At 71.2% G+C, this 24273-nt stretch carries 20 protein-coding genes; 13 read left to right on the top strand and 7 right to left on the bottom strand.

The genetic code is table 11. The features are described from left to right. The first annotated feature begins 221 nt into the window (after positions 1-221). A complete protein-coding gene (locus ABZ453_RS05545; protein WP_207929807.1) occupies positions 222-959 on the top strand; it encodes a ferritin-like domain-containing protein in 738 nt (245 codons plus the stop codon). 203 nt (positions 960-1162) lie between these two features. Here ABZ453_RS05545 and ABZ453_RS05540 read toward each other — a convergent pair whose 3' ends face one another. The 4 genes from ABZ453_RS05540 to ABZ453_RS05525 all read right to left on the bottom strand — a co-directional run bounded on the left by ABZ453_RS05540 (position 1163) and on the right by ABZ453_RS05525 (position 3099). After that, a complete protein-coding gene (locus tag ABZ453_RS05540) occupies positions 1163-1435 on the bottom strand; it encodes a hypothetical protein (RefSeq protein WP_208779906.1) in 273 nt (90 codons plus the stop codon). Positions 1436-1619: 184 nt separating this feature from the next. Next, positions 1620-1847 carry a DUF3107 domain-containing protein gene (locus ABZ453_RS05535; protein ID WP_133044496.1) on the bottom strand — a complete coding sequence of 76 codons (228 nt, stop codon included), beginning with the start codon at positions 1845-1847 and terminating at the stop codon, positions 1620-1622. A 177-nt stretch (positions 1848-2024) separates the two neighbouring features. Beyond that, positions 2025-2669: a TetR/AcrR family transcriptional regulator gene (locus ABZ453_RS05530; protein ID WP_359011831.1), complete on the bottom strand. Its 645-nt coding sequence runs from the start codon at positions 2667-2669 to the stop codon at positions 2025-2027. A gap of 205 nt (positions 2670-2874) precedes the next feature. Beyond that, the gene (locus tag ABZ453_RS05525; protein WP_359011829.1) at positions 2875-3099 is read right to left on the bottom strand and encodes a hypothetical protein; all 225 of its coding nucleotides are present in this window, start codon (positions 3097-3099) and stop codon (positions 2875-2877) included. A 244-nt stretch (positions 3100-3343) separates the two neighbouring features. Between ABZ453_RS05525 and ABZ453_RS05520 the strand changes: the two genes are divergently transcribed. From ABZ453_RS05520 to moeZ, 12 genes are all read left to right on the top strand, one after another. Beyond that, positions 3344-4531 (top strand): alpha/beta hydrolase, encoded by a 1188-nt coding sequence (locus tag ABZ453_RS05520; protein WP_359011827.1) that lies wholly within the window; start codon positions 3344-3346, stop codon positions 4529-4531. A gap of 8 nt (positions 4532-4539) precedes the next feature. After that, complete coding sequence (locus ABZ453_RS05515) at positions 4540-5973, top strand: DUF3152 domain-containing protein (protein WP_359011825.1); 1434 nt, start codon at positions 4540-4542, stop codon at positions 5971-5973. A 56-nt stretch (positions 5974-6029) separates the two neighbouring features. After that, positions 6030-6122, top strand: a complete 93-nt coding sequence (locus ABZ453_RS05510; protein WP_358594159.1) for an Ms4533A family Cys-rich leader peptide — start codon at positions 6030-6032, stop codon at positions 6120-6122. Positions 6123-6307: 185 nt separating this feature from the next. Continuing rightward, a complete protein-coding gene (locus ABZ453_RS05505) occupies positions 6308-8026 on the top strand; it encodes an ABC transporter substrate-binding protein (protein ID WP_359011823.1) in 1719 nt (572 codons plus the stop codon). Positions 8027-8030: 4 nt separating this feature from the next. Beyond that, positions 8031-9017, top strand: a complete 987-nt coding sequence (locus tag ABZ453_RS05500; protein ID WP_359011821.1) for an ABC transporter permease — start codon at positions 8031-8033, stop codon at positions 9015-9017. Beyond that, positions 9014-10012, top strand: coding sequence for an ABC transporter permease (locus tag ABZ453_RS05495; protein WP_356762096.1), 999 nt, complete (start codon positions 9014-9016; stop codon positions 10010-10012). The genes ABZ453_RS05500 and ABZ453_RS05495 overlap by 4 nt, the downstream gene beginning before the upstream one ends. Beyond that, a complete protein-coding gene (locus ABZ453_RS05490) occupies positions 10009-11667 on the top strand; it encodes an ABC transporter ATP-binding protein (RefSeq protein WP_359011819.1) in 1659 nt (552 codons plus the stop codon). Before ABZ453_RS05495 ends, ABZ453_RS05490 begins: the two co-directional genes overlap by 4 nt. Positions 11668-11857: 190 nt before the next feature. After that, the gene (locus ABZ453_RS05485) at positions 11858-13552 is read left to right on the top strand and encodes a DUF3492 domain-containing protein (RefSeq protein ID WP_359011817.1); all 1695 of its coding nucleotides are present in this window, start codon (positions 11858-11860) and stop codon (positions 13550-13552) included. After that, positions 13549-14736, top strand: coding sequence for a hypothetical protein (locus tag ABZ453_RS05480; RefSeq protein WP_359011815.1), 1188 nt, complete (start codon positions 13549-13551; stop codon positions 14734-14736). Before ABZ453_RS05485 ends, ABZ453_RS05480 begins: the two co-directional genes overlap by 4 nt. Before the next feature lie 408 nt (positions 14737-15144). After that, positions 15145-16104 (top strand): NAD-dependent epimerase/dehydratase family protein, encoded by a 960-nt coding sequence (locus ABZ453_RS05475; protein ID WP_356762092.1) that lies wholly within the window; start codon positions 15145-15147, stop codon positions 16102-16104. Next, entirely contained in the window at positions 16092-16841 is a 750-nt protein-coding gene (locus ABZ453_RS05470; protein ID WP_359011813.1) for a spherulation-specific family 4 protein, read from the top strand. Before ABZ453_RS05475 ends, ABZ453_RS05470 begins: the two co-directional genes overlap by 13 nt. 63 nt (positions 16842-16904) lie before the next feature. Further along, positions 16905-18083 (top strand): adenylyltransferase/sulfurtransferase MoeZ, encoded by a 1179-nt coding sequence (moeZ, locus tag ABZ453_RS05465; protein WP_133044509.1) that lies wholly within the window; start codon positions 16905-16907, stop codon positions 18081-18083. Positions 18084-18178: 95 nt separating this feature from the next. Here the strand turns inward: moeZ and ABZ453_RS05460 are convergent, their stop codons facing one another. The 3 genes from ABZ453_RS05460 to ABZ453_RS05450 form a co-directional block, all read right to left on the bottom strand. After that, positions 18179-19741: an alpha/beta fold hydrolase gene (locus ABZ453_RS05460; protein ID WP_359011811.1), complete on the bottom strand. Its 1563-nt coding sequence runs from the start codon at positions 19739-19741 to the stop codon at positions 18179-18181. A 136-nt stretch (positions 19742-19877) separates the two neighbouring features. Next, positions 19878-21425, bottom strand: coding sequence for an alpha/beta hydrolase (locus ABZ453_RS05455; protein ID WP_359011809.1), 1548 nt, complete (start codon positions 21423-21425; stop codon positions 19878-19880). A gap of 93 nt (positions 21426-21518) precedes the next feature. After that, positions 21519-24251, bottom strand: coding sequence for a lysylphosphatidylglycerol synthase domain-containing protein (locus ABZ453_RS05450; protein ID WP_359011808.1), 2733 nt, complete (start codon positions 24249-24251; stop codon positions 21519-21521). Positions 24252-24273 lie beyond the last annotated feature (22 nt).

Below are 24273 nucleotides of genomic sequence, written 5' to 3'. Positions count from 1 at the left end.
CGTACGCAATGTGCCGTACGGTGTGGAGGGCTGTCGGGTCGGAGCCGATCGGGCCACCGACCGGGCATCCTCATACGTGCGGCCCGTCGAGTACTCGGCAGGCGCATTACCACCATACCCCGGAATCACGCACACGCGATGGCCGATTTGGTCACGTAGCTGTCATCACACTGATTGACCAGGGACTTCCCCAGCTCGACGAGCGGACTATTGTGCGCTGCATGACGACGCCTGACAACACCTCTGACGCACCCGCCGAGCACACCGGAGTGGCCGCCCAGAACTGGGACCGGTCCTCCTCGGACCCGCAGTACCGGGCCGCGGTCGTCGACCTGCTCGGCGCGCTCGCGTACGGCGAGCTAGCGGCGTTCGAGCGGCTCGCGGAGGACGCCAAACTGGCACCCACGCTGGCCGACAAGGCGGAGCTGGCGAAGATGGCGTCGGCCGAGTTCCACCACTTCGAGCGGCTGCGGAACCGGCTGACGGAGATCGGGGAGGAGCCGACGCGCGCGATGGAGCCGTTCGTCGCCGCGCTGGACGGCTTCCACAAGCAGACCGCGCCGTCGGACTGGCTGGAGGGGCTGGTCAAGGCGTACGTCGGCGACTCGATCGCCAGTGACTTCTACCGGGAGGTCGCCGCCAGGCTCGACTCGGACACGCGCGAGCTGGTACTGGCCGTGCTGGACGACACGGGCCACGCGGGCTTCGCGGTGGAGAAGGTACGGGCCGCCATCGACGCCGATCCGCGGGTCGGCGGGCGACTCGCGCTGTGGGCGCGGCGGTTGATGGGCGAGGCGCTGTCCCAGTCCCAGCGGGTCGTCGCCGACCGCGACGCGCTGTCCACGATGCTCGTGGGCGGGGTCGCCGACGGATTCGATCTCGCCGAGGTGGGGCGGATGTTCTCGCGGATCACCGAGGCGCACACCAAGCGGATGGCCGCGCTGGGGCTGGCGGCCTAGCGCTCCGCGTCGGCCCCGCGCCCCTCAAGGGCGTTGCCGCCGACGTCATTCAGGTCGTCGTCCCCGGGTACGTCTCTTCGGTCGCTGTCCCTGGAGATGTCCCCGGAGACGTCCCTGGACGCGTCCCTTGTGGCGGGTCTTGGGTCGCCTCTCGGGGCGTACTCCCTTGAAACTCTTGAGACTTGTGAGTCGCTGTCGCAGTGTCACGCCGGCGCCTGGCGCCGGCGGAGTCGCCCCGACGGGCGCAGGAGCAGCGACACGGAGGCCGCCGAGACGATCGCCGCGCCGAGCAGGACCAGGAGCACGTTGCCGGGGTCGAAGGCGCTGTCGGTGACGAAGGCGCCGAAGAGGGCTCCGGCGACGCCGGTCGCGAGGACCAGGGAACGGGCCGGCAGGCGATGGCCGAGGCGGCGGTCCGCCGCCCACGCCAGGACCAGGCCGAGCAGGGCGGAGCCGAGCGCTTCGAACAACATCATGGGGGTCCCTCCCACACGGCCACACTGCCCATCACGGTCGTAGCCCGTCATACCCGTGACCTGCGGAATGCAATCCTCCTCTGTGCGGCACTTGTGTTCCGCATGTGGAGGAAAAGGGCCCGGCGACCTGTCGGTCGCCGGGCCCCTTCGTGCCGTCTTCCGTGCTGTCTTCCCAGCTGTCTATCTACAGCGCGCCGAAGCCCACCTTGCGCGGGGCCGGCTCGCCCAGCTCGACATAGGCGAGACGCTCCGCCGGGACGAGGACCTTGCGGCCGTGCTCGTCCACGAGGGTCAGCAGCTGCGACTTCCCGGCCAGCGCCTCGGCCACGATCTGCTCGACCTCCTCGGCACTCTGACCGCTCTCCAGAACGATCTCGCGGGGCGCGTGCTGCACGCCGATCTTGACCTCCACGGCTATGTCCCTCCGACGGTCAGTGAAGTGCGCGACCTTTACGCGCCGTACCCAGCACACATTAGCCCGGTGAGGGGACGTGCACGCTCCGCCCGGGAACGCCAAGAGCGAACAGCGACCGGGAACAAATGTCCCCCGGCCCGCCTTCATGGGCGTTGCCTCCGGACGGCGCTGCCTTCAGTGGGGCTGTTCGACGCCGTGCAGCGGGAAGCCCGCGATACCGCGCCAGGCCAGCGAGGTCAGCAGCTGCACCGCCTGGTCGCGCGGGACGCTGCGGTCGCTGTGCAGCCAGGAGCGGGCCACGACCTGGGCGAGGCCGCCGAGACCGGAGGCCAGCAGCATCGACTCCGCGCGCGAGAGGCCGGTGTCCTCGGCGATCACCTCGCAGATCGCCTCCGCGCACTCGTTCGTGACCTTGTCGACGCGCTCGCGCACCGCGGGCTCGTTGGTCAGGTCCGACTCGAAGACCAGCCGGAAGGCGCCGCCGTCGTCCTCGACGTACGCGAAGTAGGCGTCCATGGTCGCCCGTACGCGCTGCTTGTTGTCGGTCGTCGACGCCAGCGCGCCGCGTACCGCCTGGATCAGCGACTCGCAGTGCTGGTCCAGAAGAGCCAGGTAGAGGTCGAGCTTGCCCGGGAAGTGCTGGTAGAGCACCGGCTTGCTGACGCCGGCGCGCTCGGCGATGTCGTCCATCGCGGCCGCGTGGTAGCCCTGCGCCACGAAGACTTCCTGGGCGGCGCCCAGCAACTGGTTCCGTCGGGCACGGCGCGGCAGGCGCGTCCCTCGCGGGCGTGCCGCCTCTGTCTGCTCGATGGCTGTCACGCCGCCTCCCAATGTCGTCCACATGCGGTATGCGCCGCGCGGCCATCGTACTTTTCGGTAACCGTGGTGTGCGCGATGAGAGCGCAGAATTTCACGGACCGGACGACGACGAAAGCCGCGCAGAAGGTTTCAAACCGGTCCAGAGCGGGCAAGGCGTGACCCCTTTCCAGCTCAGCGGCACCCTCCGGCGCGCCGATGTCCCCCGTCAGCGGTAGTCGTCCTCGTCGATGGAGACGACGCGACGCTGTTCGATGAGGTCGGCCTCGTCCGCCCGGCCGGGGTCGACGTCCTCCAGGGGGTCGTCGCGGTCCGGGGTGAGCGGGGCGGACTGCTCCGCCGCGTCGTTCTCCGGAGCCTCGACGTCGATCTCCGGCGCCGTCTCGGCGGCGTCGTCCTCGAACGTCTCGGGGTCGGTGGGATCGATGGCCATGGTGGGCTCCCTTCCTACGTCTCCTACTTCCCACGCCTGTGAATCCACGCGAATCTCGCTGGAAGAAGCAGGGGTCACACGCGGGTGCCCTTTTTATGAGCCTAGGAGACACGCGGAGCGGACGCTATCGGGTGTGCGGGTGTGTGTACGGGGCGTGTGTATGCGGAGTGCCCGTGTTGTGCCCCGGGCCGTCTGTGACGGCGAACACAGCAGTCCCCGCGTGATCGTCTCGTAACATTGCCGCATGTCTTCGACCGAGCTGCCGTCCGTACCGGCGTCCAATGTGCTCCCGAAGGTGGCGCCCGTCAGGGTCTCCGAGGGTGAGCGGCTCAGGTCGGTTGGCTTGCCGGGGATCACCCTGACCATCCGTTCGAGGCCCCCCGCGCGCGAGGGGCTGCCGCCCGCGCTGTACGTCCACGGGCTCGGCGGTTCCTCGCAGAACTGGTCGGCGCTGATGCAGGAGCTGGAGGGCGTCGTCGACGGCGAGGCCGTCGACCTGCCGGGCTTCGGCGACTCCCCGCCGCCGGACGACGGGGACTACTCCGTCACCGGGCACGCGCGCGCGGTGATCCGTTACCTCGACTCGGCCGGGCGCGGTCCGGTGCATCTGTTCGGCAACTCGCTGGGCGGCGCGGTCTCCACGCGGGTCGCGGCGCTGCGGCCCGACCTCGTGCGCACCCTCACACTCGTCTCACCGGCCCTGCCCGAACTCCTCGTCCAGCGCAGCGCCGTGCCCACGGCCCTGCTGGCGCTGCCGGGGGTTGCCGGGCTCTTCACCCGCTACACCAAGGAGTGGACGGCGGAGCAGCGGGTCCGCGGCGTCCTGATGCTCTGCTATGGCGATCCCGGGCGGGTGACGCCGGAAGGTTTCCGCAACGCGGTCGAGGAGATGGAGCGGCGGCTGCGGCTGACGTACTTCTGGGACGCGATGACGCGGTCCGCGCGCGGGATCGTCAACGCGTACACGCTGGGCGGCCAGCACGGGCTGTGGCGTCAGGCCGAGCGCGTCCTCGCGCCGACGCTGCTCGTGTACGGCGGCCGCGACCAGTTGGTCGGCTTCCGCATGGCCCGCAGAGCGGCCCGCGCGTTCCGCGACTCCCGCCTGCTGACCCTGCCGGAGGCGGGCCACGTGGCGATGATGGAGTACCCCGAAACGGTGGCCCGAGCGTTCCTCGAACTCCTCGCGGACAAGGGCGAGTTGCCGGACGGGGTGACGGTTGGGCCGGTACGTCCGGATGCCCCCGGAACCCCGGATACCGTGGCAGCCGCCGGTGACGGGGCGGGGAGCGGCGCGAAGCGCACGGCTTCCGCCGACGCCGACAGCCGCGGTTCCGCCACGGGCGGTACGACTCCGGCCGAGGCCGACGGTTCCGCCGACGGAGGCGCGGTCGTCGCGGGTGACGGATCCGGTGCCGAGAGCACGGGGAGCTGAGGGCCGACGTGGGACGCCACAGCCGCCGCGGACGCACGGACGCGGCGAAGGGTGACGCAGGGGACATACAGGCCGGCTCCGGGCCGAGTCCTCGGCGAGCCGGAGGCTCCGGTGCATCCGGGCCGGCGGACGGCGTTGGGGGATCCGGGCGCGGAGGGGCGGCGAGGCCTGGGGGAGTCGACGGTCGAGCTGGACGGGCGGCCGAACCCGGGGGAGTTGGGCGAGCCGGGGCGGCTGACGGCACTCCCGCGCGCGGTGTTCCTCGCGTGTCCGGCGGTACTCCCGTGCAGGGCGTTCCACGAGTGCGTGGTGGGCATCCGCAGCAGCGGGAACCCGGGGGTGGCTGGGGGGAGTTGACGCGTGAGCGGGGCGGGGGCGGACGTGGGCTCTCCGCCGGGCCCGGCGTGAGTATTCCGCGGCAGCGGCAGGCGCCCCCCGGTGGGCCCGGGCCCCGGCAGGATTACCTGGACGCCTTCGACGAGGAGGACGACGTCTTCTCGCCCCGTACCGGCGCCCCCGCGCACCCCGCCGATCCGTACGGCTCCGTCACCGACTGGGACCGCACCGGTGTCGGCGTCCCTTCCGACACCGACGGCAGTGACGACGACGCGCCGCCCACTGGTGTGCCCGCGCAGGCGAAGGGATCCAAGGGGCGGACGTTCACCGGCATCGCGGCTGCCGCCGTCACCACCGTGCTGGCCGTCGTCGTCGCCGGCCAGGTCACGCACGGCCGCGACGACACCACCGCAGGCACGCGGTCGGCCACCGGCCAGGCGCGGGACGCCCGGACCTCGGGCGGTACCGGCTCGGCGGCGCCCTCCTCCGCGCCCAGCACGGCGACACTGACGTACGCGCAGGCCATGGACACCAAGTACCCGCTCAGCGCCACACTCCGGGGGCCGGGCAAGTTCGCCGCGGTCCCCGGAGTGGACAAGGCGCCGGGGAAGGGGCAGAAGTACACCTACCGGGTCGATGTCGAACAGGGCCTCGGACTGGACGGCAGGCTCTTCGCCGAGGCGGTACAGGCGACGCTCAACGACGACCGCAGCTGGGCCCATGACGGCGCCAGCACCTTCGAGCGGATCGACGCCGGCAAACCCGACTTCGTGATCACACTCGCCAGCCCCGGCACGACCGCGAAATGGTGCGCCAAGTCCGACCTGGACACCAGCGAGGAGAACGTCTCCTGCGACTCCGCCGCCACCGAACGCGTCATGATCAACGCGTACAGGTGGGCACAGGGATCGAAGACCTATGGTGCGGACATCCATGCGTACCGTCAGATGTTGATCAACCATGAGGTCGGTCATCGACTCGGCTACAGCCACGTCGAGTGCACCAAGAACGGCCAGCTCGCGCCCGTGATGCAGCAGCAGACCAAGTTCCTGGACCACAACGGGATCCACTGCCTGCCCAACCCCTGGCCGTATCCCCGGAGTTGACAGCAACCGCATATGTCACATTGACATGCGCAGAAAGTTCATACATATTTTTGGGCATGTCGACCCCCCACGCCCTCCGTCGCGCTGCCATCGAACTGGCGCTCATCGGCGTGACCCCCATCTGCGTGGCCGACATTCACTGTCGCTGACGTCCGCCTCCAGGCGTTCGCGTCGCGATCCTGCTTCCTCACCGTGACCGCGTCACGACCGTGACCTCCTCACGACCGTGACTTCGGCACGCACTTTCCGACGACCTGACGCCCGGGCAGACGTCTGTTCACTTTCGTCTCACTCCTCGTCCACCCGTCTCACCATTCGAGAGGTCGTCCATCCAATGCGTCATCCGTCCCCCACAGCCCGCCGTGTGGCCGCGGCATCCGTAGGCCTGGTCCTGGCGGCGGGCGCCGCCGCCTGCGGGCCGAAGGACAACGATGCCAAGGGCTCCGGTGGCGACTCCACCCCCCACAAGGGCGGCACCCTGACGGTGCTGAACTCCAGCCCCCAGGAGAACTTCGACCCCGCCCGCCTCTACACCTCCGGCGGCGGAAACGTCCCGTCCCTGGTCTTCCGTACGCTCACCACCCGCAACCGCGAGAACGGCGCGGCCGGCGCCAAGGTCGTCCCCGACCTCGCCACCGACACCGGGCGCCCCAACAAGGACGCGACCGTGTGGACGTACACCCTGAAGAAGGGCCTCAAGTACGAGGACGGCACGCCGATCACCTCCGCCGACATCAAGTACGGCATCGAGCGCTCCTTCGCGCCCGAACTCTCCGGCGGCGCGCCCTACTTGCGGGACTGGCTGATCGGCGCCGCCAACTACCAGGGCCCGTACAAGGACAAGAAGGGCCTGTCGGCGATCGAGACGCCGGACGCGCGGACCATCGTCTTCCATCTGAACAAGCCCGAGGGCGAGTTCCCGTACCTGGCCACGCAGACGCAGTTCACGCCCGTACCCCAGAGCAAGGACACGGGTACGAAGTACGCCGAGCACCCCGTCTCGTCCGGCCCCTACAAGGTCGTCGAGAACGACAACAACGGTGAGCACATCGTCCTGGAGCGCAACACCTACTGGTCGGCGGCGACGGACGCCGAGCGCAAGGCGTATCCGGACAAGGTCGATGTGAAGTCGGGGCTCGACTCGTCCGTGATCAACCAGCGGCTGTCGGCGTCCCAGGGGACGGACGCGGCCGCCGTCACCACGGACACCAACCTCGGCCCCGCCGAGCTCGCCAAGGTCACGGGCGACAAGGAACTCGCGTCGCGCGTCGGCACCGGCCACTTCGGCTACACGAACTACATAGCGTTCAACCCGACGGTCAAGCCGTTCAACAACGTCAAGGTCCGCCAGGCGATCTCGTACGCCATCGACCGTTCGTCCGTGATCAACGCGGCCGGCGGCAGCGCCCTCGCCGAGGCCGCGACCACCTACCTGCCGAACCAGAAGTCCTTCGGCTACGAGCCGTACGACCTCTTCCCGGCGGGCGCGACCGGCGACCCCGCCAAGGCCAAGGAGCTGTTGAAGCAGGCCGGTTACCCGGGCGGGCTCACCGTCACCCTGACCCACTCCAACGCCAAGGACTTCGAGACCAGCCCGGAGATCGCGACCGCGATCCAGGACGCGCTCAAGAAGGCCGGCATCACGGTCAAGCTGCAGGGTCTGGAGGACAACGACTACTCCGACACGGTCCACAGCGTGAAGACCGAGCCCGGGTTCTTCCTCGCCCACTGGGGCGCCGACTGGCCCTCCGGCGGCCCCTTCCTCGCACCGATCTTCGACGGCCGGCAGATCGTCAGGGACGGCGCCAACTTCAACACGGGCCTGCTCAATGACAAGTCGGTCAATGCCGAGATTGACGCGATCAACAAGTTGACCGATCTTGAAGCCGCCGCCAAGAGGTGGGGCGCCCTGGACAAGAAGATCGGCGAGCAGGCGCTGACCGTGCCGCTGTTCCACCCCGTCTACAAGCGACTGGTCGGAAAGGACATCAGGAACGTCGTGATCAGCGACTGGACCGGCGTCCTGGACATCTCGCAGGTCGCGGTGAAGTAGCGCCGTGAGCGAGACACTTGTCGCCGCCGAGACTCCCGAGGCGTCCGCCTCGGGAGTCTCGGGGGCCCGTCAGTTCTGGCGGCGGCTGCGAGCGCAGCGCGCCGCCCTCGTCGCGGCGGCCGTCGTCGCGCTGCTGGTCCTCGTCGCGCTCGCCGCGCCGCTGCTCACGGCGATCGAGGGCCAGGACCCGACCACCTACCACCCGTCCCTCATCGACTCCGCGCGCGGAGGCGTGCCGACCGGCTCCTTCGGCGGGATCGGCGCCGACCACTGGCTGGGCGTGGAACCGCAGACCGGGCGGGACCTGTTCGCCCGGCTGGTGTACGGCGCCCGGGTGTCGCTGGGCGTGGCGCTGGGAGCCACCGCCGTGCAGGTCTTCCTCGGTGTCGTCGTCGGCATCGCCGCGGGGCTCGGCAACCGATGGGTTGATCAACTGTTGAGCCGCATCAGCGACATCATCGTGGCCATGCCGCTGATGATCATGGCACTGGCCCTGCTGGCCATCGTCCCCGGCAGTTTCCCGAGGCCGGTCCTGGTCGCGCTCATCATCGGCTTCGTCGCCTGGGGCACCATCGCCAAGATCACCCGCGCGGCGACGCTCACCCTCAAGGAACTCGACTACGTCGCCGCCGCCCGGCTCAGCGGCTGGTCCACCCTGAGAATCGCCCGCCGCGAGCTGCTCCCCGGCCTGGCCGCACCCGTGATCACGTACGCCGCGCTCATGGTGCCCGTCAACATCGGCATCGAGGCCTCCCTGTCCTTCCTCGGCGTCGGCGTGAAACCGCCCACCCCGTCCTGGGGACAGATGCTCACGTCGGCCAACGTCTGGTACCAGGCCGCTCCGCAGTACCTGCTGCTGCCCGCGGGCGCGCTCTTCGTGACCGTCCTCGCCCTCACCGTCCTCGGCGACGGCGTACGCACCGCCCTGGACCCCCGCGCGGCCTCGCGCCTGCGCGTCGGCACCGGTCGCAAGGGGGAGGCGAAGGCATGACCGGCTTCACCGGATTCGCCCTGCGCCGGGCCGTGGGCGCGATCGTCACCCTGCTCGCCATCTCGGTGATCGTCTACGTGGTCTTCTACGCCACTCCCGGCAACGTCGCCCAGATCACCTGCGGTCCGCGCTGCTCGCCCGAACAGGTCCACCAGGTCGCCCAGCAGCTCAAGCTCGACGACCCGCTGTACCTGCGCTACTGGCACTTCCTGCAGGGCGTCGTCGTCGGCCAGGACTACTCGACCGGCACGTCCGTGGAGCACTGCTCGGCGCCCTGCCTCGGGCTGTCGTACCAGAGCGACCAGCAGGTCATGCAGATCATCGTGGGCAAGCTCCCCGTCAGCCTGTCGCTGGTGCTCGGCGCGATGGTGCTCTGGCTGCTGCTGGGCGTCGGCACCGGCGTGCTCTCCGCCTGGCGGCGCGGCCGGCTGAGCGAGCGGGCCCTGACCGGTGTGACCCTCGCGGGCGTCGCCACACCGTCCTTCGTCATCGGCCTCGTCCTGATGATCGTGGTCTGCGGGCAACTGGAACTGCTTCCGTTCCCGGAGTACGTCCCCCTCTCCGACGATCCCGAGCAGTGGATGTGGAACCTGCTGCTGCCCTGGCTGACCCTCGCCCTCGGCGAGGCGGCCTACTTCGCCCGGCTGACCCGGGCGTCGATGCTGGAGACGCTCGCGGAGGACCACATCCGCACCTTCCGGGCCTACGGAGTCGGCGAGCGGTCGATCGTCGGCCGCCACGCCCTGCGCGGCGCCCTCGCGCCGATCATCGCGCTGAACGCCAACGACGTCGGCGCGATGGTGGGCGGCGCGGTGCTGACCGAGACCCTCTTCGGCCTGCCCGGCATCGGCCAGGAACTCGTCCACGCGGTCAATGTGGTCGACCTGCCGGTCGTCGTCGGCATGGTCCTGGTCATCGGGTTCTTCGTGGTCCTCGCCAACGCCGTCGCGGACGTGCTGTACGCGGTGGCCGACCGACGGGTGGTACTGACGTGAGTCTCGTCCAAGTCACGGATCTGACCGTCGAGTTCGGCGACCTCAGAGCCGTCGACGGCCTCTCCTTCACGCTGGCACAGGGCGCCGCCCTGGCCCTGGTCGGCGAGTCCGGCTCCGGCAAGTCCACCGTCGCCTCGGCGCTGCTGGGCCTGCACCGCGGCACGGGAGCGCGGGTCGGCGGCTCGGTCGAGGTCGCCGGCGTCGACGTACTCAAGGCGCCCGACGAGGAGTTGCGGCGGCTGCGCGGTGCGAAGGCCGCGATGGTCTTCCAGGACCCGCTGTCCTCCCTCGACCCCTACTACGCGATCGGCGACCAGATCGCCGAGGTGTACCGCGTGCACACGCGCGTGTCGCGACGAGCGGCACGCGCGCGTGCGGTGGAGGTGCTGGACCGGGTCGGGATTCCGGACGCACAACGCCGGTCCCGCTCCCGTCCGCACGAGTTCAGCGGCGGCATGCGGCAGCGCGCGCTCATCGCCATGGCGCTGTCCTGCGAGCCCGACCTGCTGATCGCCGACGAGCCGACCACCGCGCTGGACGTGACCGTCCAGGCTCAGATCCTCGACCTGCTGCATACCCTGCGCGAGGAGACCGGGATGGGCCTGCTGCTCGTCACCCACGACGTGGGCGTGGCCGCCGAGAGCGTCGACGAGGTGCTGGTCATGCGGCACGGACGCGTGGTCGAGCACGGCCCCGTGGCGGACGTGCTGGGGGCGCCCGCGAAGAGGTACACGCGCGAACTGCTGGCCGCGGTCCCGCGCGTGGACGCGCCGCGCGCGGAGTTCCCGGCGCGGGAGGTCCGGGGCGGCGCCTCCCCCGAGGGCCGGACGCAGGCCGGCCCGGACGTGCCGTCCTCCGCCGAGGACGTCGTCCTTGAGGCCGTCGGGCTACGGCGTGAATTCGGGCGCGGCAAGCGGGCGTTCACAGCTGTGGACGACGTGTCGCTGACCGTTCGCCGGGGCGAGACCCTCGGGGTCGTCGGCGAGAGCGGCAGCGGCAAGACGACCCTGGGCCGGATGCTGGTCGGGCTGCTGGAGCCGACCGCGGGCGAGGTCCGGGACGAGGGCCACGCGCGCGTGGGGGTGAATCCGGCGGTGCAGATGGTCTTCCAGGACCCGGTCTCGTCCCTCAACCCCCGCCGCAGCGTGGGCGAGTCGATAGCCGACCCGCTCCGCGCGCGCGGCGAGCGCGACGAGGTACGCATTCGGGGGCGCGTGACGGAACTGCTGGAGCGCGTGGGGCTCGAAGGGGCGCACTACGACCGCTACCCGCACGAGTTCAGCGGCGGCCAGCGCCAGCGCGTGGGCATCGCGCGGGCGCTCGCGGCCGACCCGCGCGTCATCGTCTGCGACGAGCCCGTCTCCGCGCTCGACGTCACCACCCAGGCCCAGGTCGTCGCCCTGCTTGCCGAACTCCAGCGCGAACTCGGCCTCGCCCTGGTCTTCGTCGCGCACGACCTCGCCGTGGTCCGCCAGGTCAGCGACCGCGTCGCGGTGATGCGCCAGGGCCGGGTCGTGGAGTCCGGGACCGCCGACGAGGTGTACGACAACCCCCACGACCCGTACACCAAGCAGCTCCTGGCCGCCGTACCCGCCCTCGACCCCGAGGTCGCGGCCCGGCGCAGAGCGGCCCGACGAGAGCTGGCCGCAGCCTGACCGTACGTAGCCAGGTGATCTCGTAGCGCGATCGAACGCGACTCGCACGGGAAAGTTACGACCGTTCACCCCTTTTGGTGGCGCGATGGACAACCGTCCGTCGCGCCACCGCCTTGTCCGCATACGTTCTTCCCGCTGCGAGCCGTCGGGTCAACGGCGGCTCCCCATACGGGAGATCGGGGGTGCACTCGTGCGCATCGGACTGCTTACGGAGGGTGGCTATCCGTATGTGAGCGGTGACGCCAGGCTCTGGTGCGACCGGCTCGTGCGCGGGCTAGGGCAGCACGAGTTCGACCTCTACGCGCTCAGCCGCAGCGAGCGCCAGGAGGACGAGGGCTGGCTCCTGCTGCCGCCGCAGGTCAGCCGGGTGCGGACGGCCCCGCTGTGGACGGCGCGGGACGACGGTGTCCGGCACGGGCGGCGGGCGCGGCGCCGGTTCGCCGAGTGCTACGGCGAGCTGGCCGCCGTGATCTGCGGCTCCGGGGCCTCCACGGACACGCCGACCGCCGAGGCGGACCGTTTCCGCAACGCGCTGTACGGGCTCGCCGAACTCGCCCGTGACGAGGGCGGGCTGGTGGGGGCGCTCCGCTCCGAGGGCGCCGTACGCGCCCTGGAGCGCGCCTGTCGTGCGCCGGGCGCGCTGCGGACGGCGCGCGAGGCGCGCGTACCTGATCTGCTCACCGTGGCCACGCACCTCGAACGCGCCCTGCGCCCCCTCTCGCTCGACTGGCACGAGGACGACGGCCTGGGCGCCGTCGACCTCTGCCACGCGACCTCCGGCGGCCCCGCGGCCCTTCCCGCCCTGCTCGCCCACCACTTCTCCGGCGTACCCCTGCTGCTGACCGAGTACGGCGTACGGCTGCGCACGCACCACCTCGCCGCCACGGACGCCCCGCCCGTCGTCCGGTCGCTTCTCGCCACCTTCCACGGCCGCCTCGCCACCGAGATCTACGAGCGCGCCGCAGTCGTCACGCCCGGCAACGCGCACGCCCGCCGCTGGCAGGAGCGCTGCGGCGCCGACCGCGCCAAGATCCGTACGGTCTACCCGGGCATGGACGCGTCCCCCTTCGCGGAGGTGGGCGAGTCCACGGAGAGCGCTGCCCCCGGCACCCTGGTGTGGGTCGGCCGGGTCGAGCCCGCCAAGGACCTGATGTCCCTGCTGCACGCCTTCGCCGAGATCCGCAAGGACGAGCCGAAGGCCCGGCTGCGGATCGTCGGCGCCCCGGCCGGCCCCGAGGGCGAGGCCTACCTGGGGCACTGCCGGGCGCTCGCCGCCCAGCTCTTCCCCGACGAGGCCGAGGGCCCCCACTCCGTCGGCGACAACCCGGTCTCCTTCGAGGAGATCGGCGGCCCTGAACTGCCGACCCTGGCCGACGCGTACGCCGCCGGTGCCGTGACCCTGCTGTCCAGCGTCGTAGAGGGCTTCCCGTTCGGTCTGGTCGAGGCCATGTTCTGCGGGCGCGTCACCGTGTCCACCGACGTCGGCGCGGTCGTCGAGGTCATCGGCGGCACGGGGCTCGTCGTACCGCCGCGCAACCCCCGGGCGTTCGCGGAGGCGTGCGTGGCGCTGTTGCGTGACCCCGAGCGCCGTGCGCGCCTGGGCGCGGCCGCTCGCGCGCGTGCGCTGGAACTGTTCACGGTCGAGCAGAACGTCACGGCATTTCACAGCATTTACCTGGAGATCGTCTCGCGCACGCCGGTGCGCAGGGTCGTCCTCGACGGCGCGGGTGAGCCGCGGCCCTTCGCCGCCCCGGCCGAGGCCCACGTCCCCGGCCTCTGGACGGACACCGCCACGCGCGTGGTGGCACGTGGCGGCCCTTCCTGGGCAGGTGGCACCCCGGTACGTGCCACCACGCCGCTGCCGGCCGCTGAGGGGGCCCGATGAGCGGTCTGGGAGAACTGGACCACCCAGGCACGCCGGAGAGCCCCGGCGCCTGGGACGAGCGGTCACAGCAGTGGATCACGACCCCTGCCGAAACGGCCTCCACCCGTCACGAACCCACCACGCCCCGCCGTACCACCGCCGACCCCGTGCGAGCGCTGATCCACCGTCACCGGGACCTGTGCGAAGGAGCCGTGGACCCCCTGGAGATCGCCGCCGGTCTGGAGGCGCACGGCGTCACCGACCGCACCGCTGCCCGCTTCCGTCACCGGGACGTGTTCTCCCTGGCGGAGGAGATGTTCGCCCGCGCCGCCCACGACGAGCACCCACAGCACCGGACCACCCCCCTCGCCACCCCCCGGGTACGAGCCGACTGGATCCTGCTCACCCTCCTCCCGGGCACCGTCGCCACGGCGACCACGGCAGCCCTGCGCCTCACCCACGGCCAAACCCGCCTGGCCCTGGCCGCAGTGGGCATCCTGGCCCTGGCCCTCAGCGCCCGAGCCGCCCTCTCAAGCGGCCCCCTGGCCACAACCCGCACTGCCACGGGCGCCTGGACGTACTGGCTCATCGCCTACACCGTCCTCGGCGACGGCCTCCTCCACGCGGCCATCACCGGTGGCCCCGACGCCCCACCGACCACCACCGCCTGGCCCATCACCACGGCCCCCGTCCTCGCCCTCGCCTGGTCATTGGCACCCGCGGCCTGGACCACCCACCTCTTCACGACCCGAGTCCGCCACAGACTGCCCACAAGCCGCGGCCTACAGGACTTCGCCACCGCCGTACGCCCCGCATTCCTGGGCACCTTCGCTCTCTACCTCGCCACCTTGACAGCCCTCTGCACCGCCACCCTCCCCGAACCCCCCGCCTACGCCCAGACCCTCCCCCTCGGCGCCTTGCTGCTCCTGGCCCGCCTCCTCGCCATCCACGGCTTCCCCCGAGCCCCCAGGCTCGCCCTGGCCGCCGTGGCCACAGCCGAGGCAACGGCTCTGGCAACCCCCTTCGCGGCCCGCCTCCCCGGCTGCGCCTTCCTGGCCACCCCCGTAGAGACCCTGGTGAGCGTCTGGGGCCCCGCCGCCGTCCCCGCCCTAACCTGCATGGCGGCCGCACTGCCCCTCCTGATCCACGCGACCCGCACCCTCACCAGGGCCTCGGCCCACGCCCCCACGGAGCCCCAGTGCTGAGCCGAACCCGCGTACGGCGCGGAGGGGGCGTGGCGGGGGGTGTCCGCCCGCAGCGGCGGGCGTCAACACCGAGCACCGCCAAACACACGGCACCGCCCGACCGAGGACGGACACCCCCCGCCACGGCCCGGCCCGACCCACCGTCCAGGCGCGACGCGCACCCCCACGGCCCCGGCACGTGCGCCGCAGGCACGTCCGCCCCCGCAGACGTAGCCGCAGTCCCACCCACCCGTCCAACCACCGGCGCCCCCGACCACAGGGCCGCCCGCCCGCCGAGCCCGCCCCCGCCCCCGGCGCCCCCAACCCGGCGCCCGGCCAAAGCGCCGCAGGCACCCGCACCGCCCCCTCCGAAGGAGAACCCCAGATGATCACCTCCCGACCCGACGCCTCGGCCCCGGGAGCCGCCCGATGAGAGTCCTGCTGATCGGAGCCAACGGCTACCTCGGCCGCTTCGTCGCCGACCGCCTGCTCGCCGACCCGGCCGTCCAGCTCACCGCCCTCGGCCGCGGCGACGACGCCGACGTCCGCTTCGACCTCGCCGCGGGCAGCCCCGGCGCCCTCACCCGCTTCCTCGACGCGGTCCACCCCGGTGTCGTCATCAACTGTGCCGGCGCCACACGCGGGGGCGCTCGGGAACTCACCCGCCACAACACCGTCGCCGTCGCCACCGTCTGCGAGGCCCTCCGCCGCAGCGGCTGCGGCGCCCGGCTCGTCCAGATCGGCTGCGGCGCGGAGTACGGCCCGAGCCAGCCCGGCTCCTCCACCGCGGAGGACGCCGTGCCCCGCCCCGGCGGCCCGTACGGCGTCAGCAAGCTCGCCGCCACCGAACTGGTCCTCGGCTCCGGCCTGGACGCGGTCGTGCTCCGCGTCTTCTCGCCGGCAGGCCCCGGCACCCCCGCCGGATCACCGCTCGGCCGCCTCGCGGAGGCCATGCGCCGCGCCATGCAGTCCGGCGACGGCGAACTCAAGCTCGGCGGCCTCGGCGCGCAGCGCGACTTCGTCGACGTACGCGACGTGGCCCGCGCGGTCCACGCCGCGAGCCTCTCCGCCGCACAGGGCGTCATCAACATCGGCTCGGGCCGCGCGGTGCGTCTGCGCGACGCCGCCGCCACGCTCGCCCGCGTGGCCGGATACGGCGGCGCACTCCACGAGCTCGACGGCCCGCCCGGACCGCTGCGCGCCGCCATCGGCCACCCGCGCGCGGACTCCGACCACGCGGCCCCGGTGGCGTACCCGTACCCCGACGGCTGCGGCAGCTGGCAGCAGGCCGATGTGCGCACCGCGCGCGACCGGCTCGGCTGGCGGCCACGGATCAACCTCGAAGAGTCCCTCGCCGACATCTGGATGGAGGCGGCATGCCGCATCTGACCAGCACCACAGCAGGCACCACGAGCACCGACGTCCGCACCGGCTTCGGCGTCCCCGGCTACGCCCACCCCCTTCTCGCCCCCGCCGAGTGGGGCGAACTCGCCCGCCCCGGAACCCCGCTGCACTGGGTCGTCCTCAACGTCGCCGACGGCCCCGGCAGCCGCCCCGACCCGCACTGCCTGGAGGCGGCCGGACGCCTGCGCAACGCGGGCGTCCGCGTCCTCGGCCATCTCGACGCCGCTCGCGGAGCCCGTGGCTTCGTCGAACTGGTCCATGACGCGAACCGCTACCTCGACTGGTACCGGGTCGACGGCTTCCTCCTGGACCGCTGCCCGACCGAGCGCGCCTGTCTCCCGGCGATCCGTCGCACCGTCACCACCCTGCGCGCGGTCCGGGAGGACGCCCACCTCGTCCTCGGTCACGGCACCCACCCGTATCCCGGCTATGCCGAGTGCGCCGACCAACTGGTCACGTTCTCCGGGTCCTGGAACGAGTACCGCTGGTCGCAGGTGGCGGAGTGGACCGCCGACCATCCGCCCGAGCGCTTCTGCCACCTCGTCCACGGAGTGCCCCGCCCGCACCTGGAGGAGGCGTTGCGCATCGCCCGCTGGCAGGGCGCGGCGACCGTCTGGTTCACCGACCGCACGGACCACGGCGGCCGCACCGACCCCTGGGAGACCATGCCCGGCTACTGGGACGACATCGTCTCGCGGATCGGGACGGGTGTCTCGGAATGAAGAAGGCCGTGGCAGTGTTACAGGGAGAACAACTGTAGTGATTGACCGATCAACGGAGTCCCCGTGTCGCTGCCACCCCTGGTCGAGCCAGCTTCTGAGCTCACCGTAGACGAGGTCCGCAGGTACTCCCGCCACCTGATCATCCCGGACGTCGGGATGGACGGGCAGAAGCGGCTGAAGAACGCCAAGGTGCTCTGTGTCGGCGCCGGCGGCCTGGGCTCGCCGGCGCTGATGTACCTGGCCGCCGCGGGCGTCGGCACCCTCGGCATCGTGGAGTTCGACGAGGTCGACGAGTCGAACCTGCAGCGCCAGATCATCCACAGCCAGGCCGACATCGGCCGCTCCAAGGCCGAGTCCGCCCGTGACTCCGTCCTCGGCATCAACCCGTACGTGAACGTGATCCTTCACGAGGAGCGGCTCGAGGCCGACAACGTGATGGACATCTTCAGCCAGTACGACCTGATCGTCGACGGCACGGACAACTTCGCCACCCGCTACCTGGTCAACGACGCGTGCGTGCTGCTGAACAAGCCGTACGTGTGGGGCTCGATCTACCGCTTCGACGGTCAGGCCTCCGTCTTCTGGTCCGAGCACGGCCCCTGCTACCGCTGCCTCTACCCGGAGCCCCCGCCGCCGGGCATGGTCCCCTCCTGCGCCGAGGGCGGCGTCCTCGGCGTGCTGTGCGCGTCCATCGGCTCCATCCAGGTCACCGAGGCCATCAAGGTCCTCACCGGCACCGGCGAGCCGCTGGTCGGCCGACTGATGATCTACGACGCCCTGGAGATGCAGTACCGCCAGGTCAAGGTCCGCAAGGACCCGAACTGCGCCGTCTGCGGCGAGAACCCGACCGTCACCGAGCTCATCGACTACGAGGCCTTCTGCGGCGTCGTCTCCGAAGAGGCCCAGGAGGCGGCGGCCGGCTCGACGATCACTCCCAAGCAGCTCAAGGAGTGGATCGACGACGGCGAGAACATCGAGATCATCGACGTCCGCGAGATCAACGAGTACGAGATCGTCTCGATCCCCGGCGCCAAGCTGATCCCGAAGAACGAGTTCCTCATGGGTACCGCCCTGGAGACCCTCCCGCAGGACAAGAAGATCGTCCTGCACTGCAAGACGGGTGTCCGCAGTGCGGAAGTCCTCGCGGTCCTGAAGTCCGCCGGCTTCTCCGATGCCGTGCACGTGGGCGGCGGCGTGATCGGCTGGGTCAACCAGATCGAACCGCACAAGCCGGTCTACTAGACCCAGACTCTCCCGGAAGGGGCTCGGCACCGTGGTGCGTGCCGGGCCCCTTTCCGTCGCCCGGGCCAGAAGCGCCCCAGGTGCCGGGGCCCGGGCTACGAGGAGCAGACCTTCCCGTCCCGCGGCACCGCGCCGCCCAGCAGGTACGCGTTCACCGTCGAGTCGACGCAGTCGCTCCCGCTTCCGTACGCCCCGTGTCCCTCGCCCTTCCAGGTGAGCTCCACACCGACGCCCTTGCCCAGTTCGTCGGCCATCTTCCGGGCGCCCTCGTACGGCGTCGCCGGGTCGCCGGTGTTGCCGACCACCAGGATCGGCGCCGCACCGGCCGCGCTCACCTCCGGGGTGTCGTACTGCCCGGAGACCGGCCAGTCGTGGCACCAGCCGGCCGTGTCCCAGCCGAGGAAGTCCCCGAACACCGGCGAGATCTTCTCGAAGGTCGGCAGCAGCTTCTTGGTCTGCTCGGCGGTCGGCCGCTGCCTGTCGTCCAGGCACGATATGACCCGTTGTGAGTGGGTCGTCGTGCCGTAGTGCCCGGAGGCGTCGCGTTCGTTGTAGCCGTCGGCGAGTTGCAGCAGCTCCGAGCCGTCGCCCTGTTGCGCCGCGTCCAGGGCGCTGGTCAGGGTCGGCCAGCCGGACTTGCTGTACAGCGGCAGGACGATGCCGGTGAGGGCGAGCGACTGGGTCAGCTTGCGACCGGACGACGTCGGCAGCGGGGCCGCGTCGAGCCGCTTCACCAGGTCCGCGATCTTCCGGGTGCCCTGCTCAGGGTCCTGGCCGGTCGACTTCAGGTAGTCGTCCAGGGCCCGCTGGAACCCCCTGGCCTGATTCTCCGCGTGTCCCACCGAGTCGGCGGTCGGGTCGACGACCGCGTCCAGGATCAGCCGTCCCACGTGCTTGGGGAACAGATGGGCGTAGACACCGCCCAGCTCGGTGCCGTACGAGATGCCGAAGTAGTGCATCTTCGTGTCGCCGAGGACCTGGCGCATCAGGTCCATGTCGCGGGCGGTGTCGGTCGTCGACACGTGCGCCAGCAGACTCCCGGCGGCCTTCTGGCAGCCCTTGCCGAAGGAGACCGCGTCCTGGAAGTACGTGTTCTCCTCGGCCGCGGTGTCGGGTGTGGCGTCGATGTCCTCCGCGGCTTGGATGGCCTTGTCACTGCGGCAGCGCACGCCCTCGCTGGCGGCCACCCCGCGCGGGTCCCAGCTCACCAGGTCGTACCGCTCGCGCAGCTTGGACACCGTTGCCGCGTACTGCGGCATCATGGACACGCCCGAGCCGCCCGGGCCGCCGAAGTTGAACAGCAGCGAGCCGATGCGCTTGCCCCCGTTCGCCCGGGCGCGGATGAGGGCGAGGTCGATCGTGCGGCCGTCCGGCTTCGACCAGTCCAGCGGAGCCTTGAGGGTCGCGCATTGCCAGTCGCTGCCCGGGGCGGGGGAGTCCGCTGTGGCCTTGCAGCGCCCCCAGGCGAGCTTCTGCGCGGTCAGTGAGGACGGCAGCGCGGCGGTCGTATTCGAGGAGCCGGTCGGCGGCGAGGCGGCCGCGCTCGTCGTGCCGCCTCCCTTGTCACTCTTGTCGTCGGACGACGAGCCCCCGCCGCATCCGGCCACCAGCAGTGCGGCGGCGGCCCCGAACGCCGTCCACCGTACGAATCGAGCCATGTGCGTTCCCCCCTGAAAGGCCGTCCGTGCCGTGCGGCGAACGGCTGTCCGGCCATAGTAGGCGGACCGCGTCGGACTCGCGCAGCCCTGTGGATAACCTTCTGACCTGCGCATTCAACCGGAATCCGGTCTGCCGTCAGGAGCAGACGGTTCCGGCCGGCGGCACCTTCCCGTCCAGCAGATAGCCGTTCACCGCGCTCTGCACACACTTGTTCTTGCTGTCGTACGCACCATGCCCCTGGCCCTTGTACGTCAGCTCGACGCCGACACCCTTGCCCAGCGCGTCCACCATCCTGCGCGCGCCCTCGTACGGCGTGGCCGGGTCGCCGGTGTTGCCCACGACCAGGATCGGCGCGGCGCCGGGCGCGCTCACGTCGGGGTGATCGGCCGCGCCCGCGACCGCCCAGTCGGTGCAGCTGACCATGCCCCAGGCGAGGAAGTCCCCGAACAGCGGAGAGGCGGCCTGGAACTCGGGCAGCTTCCCCTCCACGTACCCGGGGCTGTAGCGGGGCTTCTCGTCGGCGCAGTTGATGGAGATGTTGGCCGCGGTGATGTTGCTGTACTCGCCGTTCTGGCTGCGGCCGTTCATCGAGTCCGACAGCAGCATCAGGACCTGGCCGTCGCCCTGGTACGCCTGCTGCAGGCCCTCGGTGAGGTACTGCCAGAAGTCCTTCGAGTACAGGGCCTGCGCGATGCCGTTGGTGGCGGCGGTCTGGGTCAGCTGACGGGGGAGGATGCCGGGGATCGGCTTGCTGTCGAGGTTCTTCAGCAGAGTGGCGATACGGTCCTTCACGTCCTGCGCGCTGTCGCCGACCGGGCACGGTTCGGCCTTCGACGTGCAGTCCTCGGCGAAGTTGTCCAGCGCCAGCTGGAAGCCCTTGGCCTGTCCGAGGGAGGCCTGCTCCGGGTTCTGCGTCGGGTCGACGACCGCGTCGAAGACGGCCCGGCCCACGTGCTTGGGGAACAGGTGGGCGTAGACACCGCCGAGTTCGGTGCCGTAGGAAATGCCGAAGTAGTAGAGCTTCTTGTCACCCAGGATCTGGCGCATCAGGTCCATGTCACGGGCCGCGTCCGTGGTCCGCACATGGGGCAGCACCTTCTTGGAGTGCTTCTCGCAGGCCGCGTTGAACTTCTTGGTGTTGTCCAGGTACTCGGTGCGCTCGCCGGCGTCGTCGGGGGTCGCGTCCTGCTGGAAGTAGGCGTCGAGCTGCTGGTCGTTCTCACACTCCACGGGTGCGCTGCGGCCGACTCCGCGCGGGTCGAAGCTGACCAGGTCGTAGCGGGTGCGCAGCTTCGCGTAGTCCGCGCCGAAGGCGGGCAGCGTGGTGACGCCGGAACCGCCGGGGCCGCCGAAGTTGAACACGAGCGAACCGATGCGCCTGTTCGCGCCGCCGCTCGTCCTCGCCCGGATCAGCGCGATGCCGATGGTGTCGCCCTTGGGCTTGTTCCAGTCGAGAGGCGCCTTCATGGTGGCGCACTGCCAGGTGCCGCCGTTGGGCAGCGGCGAGGGGCTGTCCCCGCCGCCCTCCGCCGCGTTCGGGGCCGGACAGTCCATCCAGTCCAGTTTCTGCGCCGACAGATCCCCGTCCTCGCTGTCGCCACCCGTACAGCCGGCCAGCACGGAGGACAGCAGCACGGCGGTGGCGGTCAGCGCAGCGGCACGCGTGCGGGGAGGCTTCGGCATGCTTCCATCCTGCGGGTGCCTCCGGTCCGGCGCTCGGGGCACGGGCCGTATGAGGTACGCGCACGTACAGCCTTCGTACCCCCGGCTGTCGTACTAGAGGGCGCCCTTGCGGGAGAGCTGGTTGAAGGCCAGCCAGCCCGGCAGGACCGGCAGCCACAGCGTCAGCAGCCGGAACAGCAGCACGGCCGGGGCGGCGACCTCCTTGGGCAGGCCCACGGCGATCAGACCGACCGTCAGGGTGGCCTCCACCGCGCCGACGCCACCGGGGGTCGGGGCCGCCGAGCCGAGCGCGTTGCCGGCGAGGAAGACGACGGCGACGCTGGCGATGCTGAGCGAGGTTCCCTGCTGGCCGAAGGCGCGGATCGAGGCGTCCAGGCACATCACGAAGCAGGCGGTCAGCAGCAGCATGCCGCCGATGCCGGTGACGAGCTTCTGCGGCCGCTGCAGCACGTCCAGCATGCGCGGCACGACACCCGCGAAGAGCGAGCGCACGCGCGTGACGACGAACTTCCGCAGGAACGGCACCGAGGTGGCCACCAGGACGAGGACCGCCACGGTCAGCAGACCCGCGATGACCGTACGGGACGGCGACAGCGACGGCGTCTTCTCGGTGCCGGTCAGATAGCCGAACGACAGCAGCATCAGGATGTGGCATCCGAGCCCGAACAGCTGCGAGGCGCCCACACTGGCGACCGCGAGCCCGGGCCGCACGCCCGCGCGTTGCAGGAAGCGGGTGTTGAGCGCGACACCGCCGACCGCGGCCGGCGCGACGATCTTGACGAATGACCCGGCGACCTGCGCCCCCACGGCCCGCAGGAACGGCACCCGCTCCGGCACGAATCCCAGCAGCGCCATCGCCGCCGCGAAGTAGCTGCCCGCCGAGAACACCACGGCCGCCAGCACCCAGCCCCACTGCGCGTTCTCGATCAGCGGCCCGAACTCGATGTGGGTGAGCTGCGTCAGCAGGAAGTACGCGCCGATGGCGCCCGCGATGAGACTGATCAGGGTGCGCGGCCGCACCCGCTCGAGCCGGGCCGGCTCGACCGGCGCCTGCGGCCTGATGCGGAGCACCTGGTGCCGGATCTGCGTCAGCAGATCCTCCTCACGCGCTTCCTCGATGGCCTCGTCGATGGCCCGCTTCTCGGCCCGCTGCTCCGCCCGTACGGCCTTCTTGTCGGGTTTCTCGAGCGCGGGGTGGGTGTGCTCCTCGGCAGCTTCCAGACGGGCCTGCTTGGCTTGCCTGGAGGCCTCCAGGACCGCTTCCCGCTCGCGCTGGGCCCGCTCCCTGGCCAGCCTGCGCAGGGTCGCGCGGGAGGTGCGGCTGAGCGCGATGGGCTGCAACATCGGCAGACAGTCGGCCACCGCGTCCGGGCCGAGCACGCCCACCGCCGAGGCCACCGCCCGCTCCGCGCCCACCCGCAGGCCGAGCGTCACCAGGAGTTGCGAGACGTCCATGCGCAGCAGCAGATCGCCTGCCGCGATCTCGCCGACCCGCAGGTCGGTCAGGATGACCGTGCCGGAACGATCCACCAGAATCGCGTCGCCCACCAGCCTGCGGTGCGCGATGCGCCGGGACTGCAGCGCCCGTACCTGGTGCCAGGTGTCGTGCAGCAGAGCGTCGGTGATCTCGTCGTCCGCCAGGGAGTCGAGCGTGCGTCCGCCGGTGTGCTCGTAGACCAGCATCACCGCGTCGGGGCCGAGTTCGGAGGTCGCGATCAGCTTGGGGGCGTTGGCGCCGGCCGCGATGGCCGCGTACGCCAGCAGTGCCTCCTGCTCCAGCGCCTGGCGCAGCGACTGGAGGCTGCTGCGGGTGGCGAAGCCGCGCAGGGTCAGGTTGCGCCAGGCGCGGTAGAAGAAGCCCTGCGCCTGCTGCTCCCGGTCGACCACCGTGACGTCCAGCGGCGGGCCGTCCTCGAGGGTGACGAAGTAGCGCCGGCCCCGGTCGCCGGTCTCCGGGTTCTCCGGCATCTCCTCGCGGGCCGCGGTCACCGGACGGAACCCCACGTGGCGCAGGCCCGCCATCAGCGTCCGCCCGGTGGGGCGGACGTTGGGCGAGCCGACCGCGTAGAGCGTGCCGTAGGCGATGGTCCAGCCGATCAGCACCGTGAGGATGATCGAGAACGGTGTCGTGTAACCGGTGACGAGCATCGAGAACGCGTCGAGGAGCAGCACGATCCACAGCACCGCACGCCAGCGCGGCCGCCGGGACATGCCGACGGCGGTCATGTACGCGATGACCGGGGCGAGATAGCCGTGCACCGGGTCGGTCAGCGCGTGCATGTCGCCGGGAGACGGCTGGGTGAGCGCCTCCTGGATGGAGCCCGGGGCGCCCTTGGCCACCCACAGGTCGGTCGCGAGCGTCACGCCGTGTGCCAGGACCGCCGCGAGCACGCCGTCGGCGATGCGCAGCCCGTCCCGCTTGATCAGCCGCTCGATCGCGAACGCGACCGGCACCAGCAGGATCGCGATGCTGGAGGCCAGCCCGGCGATCTTGATGAGCAGGTCGGGCGCCTGACCGGTGCCCTTGTTGATGTCCTGCTCCAGCCCCGAGGTGGTGCCGTGCGCGAAGGCGGCGATCGCGAGGAGCAGGATGATCCCGAGCAGCCCCACCAGAAGGCGCATCAGGTCGGAGGGCCGGTGCACGCGCGCGGGCAGGAGCGGTTCGTCGCCCTCCACCTCGTCGATGTGGGCCTCTTCGACGAACTGCGCCTCGTCCCCGCCGGGTTCCTTGCCGGGGGCGCTCTCGGTGTCGGGATCGGTGTCCGGGCGCGACGAAGCGTCGGACGCGTTCTGCGCGTCCTCCGGGTGCACACCCTGCTGCTTCATCGTCTCTTCTTGATCTCGTATC

The organism is Streptomyces sp. NPDC005799, from assembly GCF_040630525.1.
GTDB lineage: Bacteria > Actinomycetota > Actinomycetes > Streptomycetales > Streptomycetaceae > Streptomyces > Streptomyces griseorubiginosus_B.
This window is presented reverse-complemented; position numbering and strand designations above follow the sequence as displayed.